At 42.7% G+C, this 10387-nt stretch carries 6 protein-coding genes; all 6 read right to left on the bottom strand.

Annotated elements, in window-relative coordinates:
• Positions 1-552: 552 nt before the first annotated feature.
• The 6 genes from K5Q92_RS22805 to iscX all read right to left on the bottom strand — a co-directional run bounded on the left by K5Q92_RS22805 (position 553) and on the right by iscX (position 9949).
• Complete coding sequence (locus K5Q92_RS22805; protein ID WP_220771130.1) at positions 553-3294, bottom strand: S-layer family protein; 2742 nt, start codon at positions 3292-3294, stop codon at positions 553-555.
• A complete protein-coding gene (locus K5Q92_RS22800) occupies positions 3291-4361 on the bottom strand; it encodes an outer membrane beta-barrel protein (protein WP_220771129.1) in 1071 nt (356 codons plus the stop codon). Before K5Q92_RS22800 ends, K5Q92_RS22805 begins: the two co-directional genes overlap by 4 nt.
• A gap of 536 nt (positions 4362-4897) precedes the next feature.
• Complete coding sequence (locus K5Q92_RS22795; RefSeq protein WP_220771128.1) at positions 4898-7540, bottom strand: TonB-dependent receptor; 2643 nt, start codon at positions 7538-7540, stop codon at positions 4898-4900.
• Positions 7541-8738: 1198 nt separating this feature from the next.
• Positions 8739-9170: a nucleoside-diphosphate kinase gene (gene ndk, locus K5Q92_RS22790; RefSeq protein WP_202719959.1), complete on the bottom strand. Its 432-nt coding sequence runs from the start codon at positions 9168-9170 to the stop codon at positions 8739-8741.
• Between the two features lie 228 nt (positions 9171-9398).
• Positions 9399-9563: a hypothetical protein gene (locus K5Q92_RS22785; protein ID WP_220771127.1), complete on the bottom strand. Its 165-nt coding sequence runs from the start codon at positions 9561-9563 to the stop codon at positions 9399-9401.
• Between the two features lie 188 nt (positions 9564-9751).
• Positions 9752-9949, bottom strand: a complete 198-nt coding sequence (gene iscX / locus K5Q92_RS22780; RefSeq protein ID WP_220771126.1) for a Fe-S cluster assembly protein IscX — start codon at positions 9947-9949, stop codon at positions 9752-9754.
• Between the last annotated feature and the right edge of the window lie 438 nt (positions 9950-10387).

Genomic DNA, 10387 nt, shown 5'->3' with positions numbered 1-10387 from the left:
AAATATCGAGTTCGCACATCTTGTTGTCTGGTTATTGATTTTTCTCAGAACCATTTGATCACATGACAAGATGTGCATCTACCTTAAATTTATGATTTTTATCAAAATCATTAGGGGATTCCTCAGGGTGTAGCACATAAGTTCAATTAATAACTTTCAGTAAGCGTAATAGACGAGCTTTCACATGTTTAATAAACCCACAAAAATTTAGATTAAACTTATTAATATTGAATCAACTGACTAAATAAAAGGCAAAAGTGAACTTTATTAGTATCAAAGTGATGCTAATTCTAGCCCATATCAGAAATACATTGGTAACTGTTAACATAAAAGCTAAGGTTAACAGCTTGCTTTTTTGCCGACATTCGCGTCCATTTGGACGACTGTAACCTGTAAATAATATAAAAAATCACATAAAAAAATGCCTCTATTAACTAGAGGCATTTTTGTCGTTTATGGCTATGTACTGGCGGTTAATTCTAAGTGCTATTACTGGCTAGACTTAGCATCATACTCAGTGGTTATATGAAGCACTCATTCTCTACCAGTAAGTTAATTTTCACACACGACAAAGGCCTTAGAGTCTGGATCTTGTCCACGAATTTCAAAACCTCCAGGTCCTGCCAACTCACCGATAGCTAAACGATAGTTGAACCATGAACCTACCTCGTCAGTGTCTAGCTCTGACGTCCAAAAGAAACGAACTAACGGCCAAGTTGATGCTTCAGCGTGGTGCTCATTCATATAGTCATTAAATTGATTAGCGTTAGAAACTAGCTGCGTTCCTCTTCTTTGGCATTCATCAATTGCGGTTTCAACTTTTAAAGCTGCATAGCCATACTCGGTTGGGCCTGTCACTTGATTACCGAATTCATCTGTATAAACAATATACTCTTTAGAATCAACGGACTCATCAAAGTGTGTCTCACTTGCCAAAAGGGGGCGATGATAAGGAATAAACTCTATAACACTTAATGGCACAGTATCTTTAAATGTATTGCCTTCAAATACAGCCGAGGCTGTAATATCTGTAGTGCCAATGGCTTCACCAGTAACAACACCAGTGTCATTATCGACTGTTGCTACAGCGGTATTACTGCTGCTCCAAGAAACCAAGGTTTCAGAAGTCACGTCTAGTGTTGAACCGTCAGAAAACAGTGCAGTGGCGGTATAAGCCAAGGTCTTACCTTCAGGCACTTTTCCTACTTTTGGCGTTACCTCTATTGCCGTCACTGCAGCAGGTGTAACCGTTAGTTCCGCCGGCGCACTAAATTCTGTGCCATTAGCATTGCCCGATGCGGTAATGGTAACAGTACCTGCTGCAACACCGGTTGCGATCCCCGTATCGGTATCGATAGTTGCAATATTGCTGTCGCTGCTGCTCCAAGATAATGCTGGATCCATCGTCACATCTAGCACGCTTGAGTCTGACATTAGCGCTTGCGCTGTAAAGGCTTGCTCTAAACCTGCTACTACACTGGCATCAAGCGGCGTGACTTGCAGGCTTTTTACCGTGGCATCCGTTACGGTCAGCTGGGCTGACGCGCTAAACTCGGTGCCATTAGTACTGCCCGATGCGGTAATGGTGACTGTACCTGCTGCAACGCCTGTTGCAATGCCAGTATCGGTATCGATAGTTGCAATATTGCTGTCGCTGCTGCTCCAAGATAATGCAGCATTTGTGGTCACATCTAGCACGCTTGAGTCAGACATTAGCGCTTGCGCAGTAAAGGCTTGCTCTAAACCGGCTGCAATACTGGTATTTGCTGGCGTCACTTGTAGGCTTGTTACTGTGGCATCCGTTACGGTCAGCTGGGCTGACGCGCTAAACTCGGTTCCATTAGCTCTGCCCGATGCGGTAATGGTAACGGTACCTGCTGCAACAGCGGTTGCGATCCCCGTATCGGTATCGATGGTTGCAATATTGCTGTCGCTGCTGCTCCACGACAATGCAGCATTCGTGGTCACATCTAGCACACTTGAGTCAGACATTAGCGCTTGCGCAGTAAAGGCTTGCTCTAATCCAGCTGCAATATTGGTATTTGCTGGCGTCACTTGTAGGTTTGTTACTGTGGCGTCCGTTACGGTTAACTCTACCGACTCAGCGAAAATACTACCATCCACATTGCCCGAGGCAGTAATGGTAACGGTGCCAGCTGCAACACCGGTTGCGATCCCCGTATCGGTATCGATAGTTGCAATATTGCTGTCGCTGCTGCTCCACGACAATGCAGCATTCGTGGTCACATCTAGCACACTTGAGTCTGACATTAACGCTTGTGCAGTAAAGGCTTGCTCTAATCCGGCTGCAATACTGGTATTTGCTGGCGTCACTTGTAGGCTTGTTACTGTGGCATCCGTTACGGTCAGCTCCGCTGACGCGCTAAACTCGGTGCCATTAACATTGCCCGAGGCGGTAATGGTAACGGTACCTGCTGCAACACCAGTTGCGATCCCCGTATCGGTATCGATAGTTGCAATATTGCTGTCGCTGCTGCTCCACGACAATGCAGCATTTGTGGTCACATCTAGCACGCTTGAGTCTGACATTAGCGCTTGCGCTGTAAAGGCTTGCTCTAATCCAGCTGCAATACTGGTATTCGCTGGCGTCACTTGCAGGCTCGTTACTGTGGCATCCGTTACGGTCAGCTCCGCTGATGCGCTAAACTCGGTGCCATTAGCACTGCCCGATGCGGTAATGGTAACGGTGCCAGCTGCAACACCGATTGCGATCCCCGTATCTGTATCGATAGTTGCAATATTGGCGTCGCTGCTGCTCCACGACAATGCAGCATTTGTGGTCACATCCAGCACGCTTGAGTCTGACATTAGCGCTTGCGCTGTAAAGGCTTGCTCTAATCCAGCTGCAATACTGGTATTTGCTGGCGTAACTTGCAGGCTCGTTACTGTGGCATCCGTTACGGTCAGCTCCGCTGATGCGCTAAACTCTGTGCCATTAGCACTGCCCGATGCGGTAATGGTGACTGTACCTGCTGCAACACCAGTAGCTATGCCCGTATCGGTGTCAATAGTTGCAATATTGCTGTCGCTGCTGCTCCAAGAAAGTATTTTGTCAGTGGTTACATCAATGACAGAGTTATCACTCATCTTAGCCAACGCTTTGTATTGCAAACCTAAACCTGCAGGGCTTTGTGCTACAGCTGGCGTAACTTGTAAGCTCACAATTGTGGGCTCATTCGGCCCTGTGACTAATCCTTTGTCATCGCTACCACATGCAGTTAGGGTTAACACTGCTATAAGCATCAGTGAAAAAAATTGTATTAATCGTTTCATTGTGGCTCTCCAGTATTAATGTGTGCTTTAGACTTAAATTCGACCTCTGTTTTTCTGTTCATTGCCCTTCCCTGCGCCGTGTCATTACTCGCTTTGGGTCTAAGCTCTCCGTTGCCACGTACGGTAATACGCTCGGCATCAACCCCCTTTGAAATTAAATGATCGCCAACGGCTTGCGCGCGCTTCTCTGATAAGGTTTGGTTATACCCCATTGCACCTTTACTGTCGGCGTTACCCGTGATCACTACAGTTCCTTGAGTTTGTTTGGCTTTTTCAATCAATGGTGGTAACTCATTCGAGTCATCATGGAACGAAGTGGAGTCAAAATCAGAATCCAATAAAACTCGAGTCACTGTGGCCGGTACAACAACAGGATTTGCATTTGCTGTTATTGTGGCAGGAGTGGTTTTTGCGGTGGCGCTTGTGGTGGTTCTAGCTACTGTTCCAAAGCGATACGTTAGTCCTAGCGAGCCAAAGTAAGCGTCTGAAGATGCGCGATTATCATTTGCATCGCCAATAAATTGATATTCAGCTCGAACAGATAAACGCTCAGTTAGCTTATAATCAAGCCCGGCTGCGGTTGTTAGTCCCCAACCTGATGGTTTTGAGTCCCCCGCCCATGACGTTTCTCTATCAATATATTGATAAGATCCACCTAATCGAGCATATAGAGCGATGCGTTCGGTTAAGCCATATGAAAACTTAGCCGTTAGGTCTGCACCAGACATATTCGCCTTGGTGTAGCCTCCTTGGTATAGCGCCGATATCGTACCGTAATTAGTTGCTCCAGCTTCAATTGCAAACCAGTCATTAAATTGATAACCACCATATAGTCCGTAACCCATAGAGTTATCATCGCAGTCGATGGCATTTTTAGCACACGCACCGTGAAACTCAGAAAACCCACCTCTAGCACCACCGTACCAGTGCGGCGCTTCAACTGTTACAAATGTGCTAGTGTTGGTATTATCAGTATTTGAGTCTGTAGGTAAATCAGCATTAGCTGCAAATACGGGCATTATTGGCAGCAAGCTGACCAATAACACTCCACTTCCTGTTCTCTTCATTACAATTCTCCCCCATAAGAACTTGCAGTTTTAAACAACGTATAAGTGCTAAACCTTATATATTTCATTTATATAAAGCGGGGCATTGTGACAAATAAGCAAACGCCTAAACCATAAGCGAAACGCATATCCATAATGCAATGCGCTTATCTAATTGGTTAATTTTTAACTGAGATCCGCAACCATGCTGAAAAGGAACCACAAAGGCTTATGGGGGCAAACACCTTTTTATTATTGGTTTTTGTGATCTATACCCACATTTAAAGTGGGGGAAATATCTACGTTGAATCATTAGCTGAATTAACCAATACATCGTTGGCTATTACAATCTACATAGACCGCATCGACATAGTGCAGGTCGGTCTCTGATTGAAGCAGAGTAAGATTATTGGAAAACTTATAACAAGCTGGCCAGTTTTAGTTGACCACTACAATCTCTCTTAGGGATATTTTGTGTTTCCCATAAAAAAACCTCCGACTTGCGGAGGTTTTTATTATCTAACTTTTATTATCAAACTAATCGTATCAAATAGAGGTTAGAACTTCTGGTTAATACGTAGGTAGTATGTACGACCTAATACATCGTATAGACCAACATTCACATCACGGTAATCGGCGTAAGTGTAGTAGTTTGGTGCCTCAGCATCGAACACATTGTTGATACCTACTGTAATCGTACCATTTAGCGCGTGGTTATAAGCAAACTGTACATTGTGCTTAAAGTAGCTTGAGTAGTCTTCGTAGCCATCCCAATCTGATAATTCACGATAGTACTCTGCTGACTGGCTACCAATGTATACCGTAGTCCATGCTGCTTGGAAATCATCATAGCTCCATGAAGCGGCGAAGTTACCACGCCAGTCTGGCGTATCTACAACACCCGCATAATCAATCATTTCTGATTCAGCATCATCTTGCTTCTTGAAATCGATTACGTGTGATAAATCAACTTTAAAGTTCCAGTCACCGAAACCTGTTTCTAGGTTATATGCTGTCACAAAGTCGATGCCCGAAGTCTCAACCGTTGCGATGTTACGTACACCAGACTCGATATATTCAATTTGACCGTCTGGACCACGAGTCACATATGGAGAAGAACCATCGCGTATCTCATCACGTAGGATGTCATCAACACTTACCGATTCAATCTTATTGTCATAAGTGATTGAGTAGTAAGATAGCTCAATGTTCCAATCATCGGTTACATTCCACACACCACCAAGCGTGAATGAATTGCCCTCTTCAGCCTCAAGATTTGGGTTACCGCCGTACCACGTCTTATGCTGGTTGTTGGTATTACAGTAGTTCTCGTCGACATTACCTGGGGTGTTACACCATAGATTATCAACTGACTTTTCAAAACTTAGCGATTGAGATGAGAACATCTCACCCATGTTAGGCGCACGGAAAGAATCACCATAGCTTGCACGAAGAAGTAGTGAGTCAACTGGACGCCAGCTCAAACCAAACTTTGGAACAACCGCATCGAAAGTTGATGAATTAACCACTTTACCTTCTGCACCTGTAAGTGTTCCTTCCTGCTCATAACGCTCATAACGAACGGCTGCAGACACTTCAAAATCAGCTGGTAAGCCCATTTGGAACTCTAAGTAACCCGCGGTGCGATCACGTGTAGCATCAACGTCATCACCACCTGAACCACCAGAGATAATACCAGCTGCAGACTCAGGGTCACTAGTTTGCTTAAAGTCAATCATCTCATACTCAGCACCCGCAACCATAGCAAGTGTCACACTATCATTTTCCATGATTAACGTTGAAACCAAACCATCAAGCTGAGTACTTTCAAACTTACCCTGATAAACACCTGTGTGAGCCGCACTACGATATAGATCAGTCATCTGCTGATTCCAATCTTCATAGCTCATGCCTGAAGTATTAAAAATATCATACTGCTCAGAGTCGATGCCTTGCTGAATTAAATTATCATTTACAAGGTTATAGTTGAATGAATTAGTAGTCGAAGTTGAATGCTGAACATTCGCTTCCCAATCAAGTCCGTTGCCCACTTCAGCATAACCTACAAGGCCTGCAAGAATATCGAAGTTGTTGGTTTCAGTAAGGGTATCACGCTCACCGATCTGCACTGAACGCATACGGATTTCAGTAATATCTTCACCGGTCGGGTTGTACTTATTATCCTTACTCATAGTAGGGATGTTTGTCGATACAGGCGTACCTGCATAACGCGTCTCAGTTTCAGCTAAAGAAGCTGAAGCACGACCTCTAAACTGTATATCGTCTGTAATTTCATAATTGAAGTTTGATAACAGAGAGTTACGGGTCACATCACCAAATAACTTAGTCACTTCACCGTAACTGTATAAACAACGTCCCGCGCTATCAGCTACAACATTTTCAGTCTCAGCACACATCTCTTGGTTACTTCCCCAACCAGATGCAGTTTTATAGTTAGGGACAGAACTGAAGCTACTATATGCGTTATATGAAGGATCATCTAAGTTCCAAACATCACGATCCATAACTGCATCGGTACCGTAATATTCATAAGTTAGGGTGATGTTACCCTTGTCAGTGTTGTAACCCGTTGCGATAGATAAACGATTTGCGTCGCCACCATCAATTTCAGGCATTTCAGTGCTGTAATCTAGCTGAACACCTTCAAATTCTTTCTTAGTAATAATGTTTACTACACCAGCAACAGCATCTGAACCGTAAACTGCCGATGCACCATCACGAAGAATTTCGATACGTTCAACAATTGCCATTGGGATAGATGAGGTATCGGCTACTGAACCAGAGCTTGAGCTGGTACCTGGCATACGACGGCCATCTAACAATACCAATGTTGCAGAAGAACCAAGACCACGAAGGTTAACACTACTTGTTGAGCTAGCACCCGCACCATAGCCCGATGTACCACGCCATGAACCGAAACTGTTAATTGCCGAGTTATTTAATACGTCAGCAACTGTTTTTTCGCCGGTCATAGCAATATCAGCTGCATTAATAACAGTCACAGGAGAAACTGTTTCCATATCAACTTGCTTAATACGCGAACCGGTTACTTCGATGCGTTCTACTTTTTCATCTGCAGCTTCTTCTGCAAATGCAAATCCAGATAAAGCAACACTTGTCGCGGCAGCGGCTATAAAGCTACGACGTACTGCTTTTGCGGTTAAGGTTACTGAGTTCATATTTATCCCCTCATATTCCGCATTATTAAATGCCAGAATAGTTATATTTATTTCTTATTCTTTAAAAGGAAGTTAATCACTTCGCAATAAATACTGTTTAAAATTAACTTTTAAGTCAACCGATATCACATAAAAATAACGAGGAAGATATTAATTGATACAAATTACTTAACATTAAAATTAACAACTAACAATAATAACCATTAAAAACAATGCGTTACACTGCATCTACAGCTTAATAAATAAATTAAGCTATTTAATTTTTATGATAACGCGCTCACATATAAATTGTTACACCACAGTTAATCTTGTTAAATTAATTAACATTGCAACATCTAAACATGTGAACAAAAAAGCATCAGAAACACTTAAACCCCTCGTACCCAATATAGCAATTGAGAATAACCACCTGTATTTAAACACTAGGCAACAAGAGGAGCATAAACAATTTAAGTACATTTGATACCATTTGTATCTTATCGATAATTACAACTCACTTTTATTTCATCTTTATCTAATGGTGACTTTTATCTAGAATCTTAATTAACACTTTCGCAACCAATGTTACCCGAACCGCTAACATTTAATTATTGGAAATATATCGAACTCAATAGGATTAAAACGACTTAGTAATCATGAACGAAACGAAATAAAAGAAAAAATAGAGAGATTGTTGCAGGAGTTGATAAATGAGAAAACAGATGATTATCACGTGAAATAGCTTCCACACAGTAAGTTGCCTAAGTAACATATGGCAATTAATCGTATATACAGTTGTGTGGGCTAGTTAGACGCTTATAAAAAAATGCAATAGAGACAAAGAAACTGTCTTCTGCCTCGATTGCTTGCTAATTAAGACTTCCTTACTGGCTCTCAAAGCACATAGTAACCTTGTTATCTCTGTGCCTAAATACACACTTTTGCTCCAAAGCTGTGGTATGAAGAAACGATTGATAACCTTAAGCGTTACAAATTTAGTCGGTAAAACAAAGTGTGAAGATTACAAGTGTAAAAGGCTCGCTATTCGCGCTCTGCAGATGCTACAGCGCCTAAACCAGTAATAATGAAGAGCTACGCTTTCGTCGCTATGTCTTACTCTTGTCTGTTTAATGCGCAAAACCTAAGTTGGTTATGCCTGTTTCACCGAATACTAGCCAAAAAAAAGGAGCCTTGCGGCTCCTTTTTTCTCACTCTCGAATTAACGAGTGCGTGGGCATAGCTCTTCAGTGCTGAAGAAGTACGCGATTTCACGCTCAGCAGATGCTACAGCATCTGAGCCGTGAACAGCGTTCTCATCGATGCTATCAGCAAAATCGCTACGGATAGTACCGCGAGCAGCTTCAGCTGGGTTAGTTGCACCCATGATTTCACGGTTAGCTAGAACAGCGTTTTCGCCTTCTAAAACTTGAACACAGATAGGACCAGAAGTCATAAATGCAACTAGCGCACCAAAGAATGGACGCTCGCTGTGCTCAGCGTAAAAGCCTTCAGCTTGCTCTTGGCTTAGGTGAACCATTTTAGAAGCGATGATTTTCAGGCCAGCCGTTTCAAAACGGTTGTAGATAGCGCCAATGTGGTTTTTTGCAACTGCATCAGGCTTAATGATAGAAAAAGTACGTTCGATAGCCATGAAAAGCTTCCTTCTTATATAAACGGGTTTTAATTTTCGCGCGGATTATACGAAATTAAAGGCCCATTGCCTACCCTTAAGCCCCAATCTAGTTGAGATAAGTCCGATATCGAAACAGAAAAATCGCGAGCAGCTCACACTTTATCGCGATTCCAACCTGTTTAATTAGATAAAACAGCAACTACTAAACAATTGAATGACAATAGAAGCCAATCAACCTAAAGTTCATTACTTGCGGCTTTTTACCCAAATAAAGCCTGCCGCAAGTACCGCTAGCAAGGCTATCGCCGGAGCAAGATCAACAAAATGATGAAATAATCCCACCCCGCCGTGGCCCTCATGTGCCATTACAGACATAGGTAATAACAATACTGCTAGCAATAACTTACGCATACGAACTTCCTTTTTTGTTTGATATTGTAATTTAATGGCTTAACTAAAAATCAATCACCACTTAACGCTAGGCTAAAGTGGATCAGCCATAGGGCTATTGATACGGATCAAAACAAGACAGCTTTCCCGCTGCCAAGGAAGTCAGACAAGACGCAGGTCACACTTTAACCACGTTGAGTGTTAATGCGTCACTTCTCAGCAATCCAGTTTGCTTGGATGGCTTCTAGCACTCTTTCATTACAATGAGTCGGATCGTCATCAAAAGCCTCAAGGCCTAATACCCACTCATTAAGATCAGTAAACCGAATCGTTTCTGGCTCAACGTCCGGGTATTTGTCGATTAATTGCAGTGCTATCTCTAACGAATCAATCCATTTTAGCTTCATAGGAGGCTCCTTGGGCTCAAACTGATATCAATCAGTATAATACCTATCTGTATAAAGGTTTAATCGATGAGCAAGCGTTTAGCCTTGAATGAACTTACAAAAAAAATACACTAAGTAAATGAAATTCTTCCCCCATGGTATAAGCCATGGAGAGTAAAATAGTAGTGATAAAAAGGACTGCACCTCCCCCACTTTCTACTACTTGGTCAGCAATATCATCAATGGACAATAAGGTGTTAGAGCACAAACGCAAAAGCTTCATCCGGATGGCTATGTCCCTTTACTGTGGCGCTTTGTTTTTAGCTGTGCTGTGTCCCGTCCTGAAATAGGTTGACGGTTTTTACTAGACCAGTAGCTTCTGCTGCTGGTCTTTTTTATGCACTTGATTAGGTGTTTTCATACCCAAGCTTAAGTGCGGCCTCAGCTCATTGTATATAA

This window comes from Shewanella sp. MBTL60-007, assembly GCF_019654915.1.
Classification (GTDB): domain Bacteria; phylum Pseudomonadota; class Gammaproteobacteria; order Enterobacterales; family Shewanellaceae; genus Shewanella.
The sequence above is the reverse complement of the archived record's forward strand: the minus strand, read 5'-3'. Positions and strand labels throughout refer to the sequence as shown.

Bases quoted from the DNA above. Each gene is read 5' to 3' on its own strand.
- K5Q92_RS22805 (WP_220771130.1), bottom strand. From the start codon at position 3,294: ATGAAACGATTAATACAATTTTTTTCACTGATGCTTATAGCAGTGTTA.
- K5Q92_RS22800 (WP_220771129.1), bottom strand. From the start codon at position 4,361: ATGAAGAGAACAGGAAGTGGAGTGTTATTGGTCAGCTTGCTGCCAATA.
- K5Q92_RS22795 (WP_220771128.1), bottom strand. From the start codon at position 7,540: ATGAACTCAGTAACCTTAACCGCAAAAGCAGTACGTCGTAGCTTTATA.
- ndk (WP_202719959.1), bottom strand. From the start codon at position 9,170: ATGGCTATCGAACGTACTTTTTCTATCATTAAGCCTGATGCAGTTGCA.
- K5Q92_RS22785 (WP_220771127.1), bottom strand. From the start codon at position 9,563: ATGCGTAAGTTATTGCTAGCAGTATTGTTATTACCTATGTCTGTAATG.
- iscX (WP_220771126.1), bottom strand. From the start codon at position 9,949: ATGAAGCTAAAATGGATTGATTCGTTAGAGATAGCACTGCAATTAATC.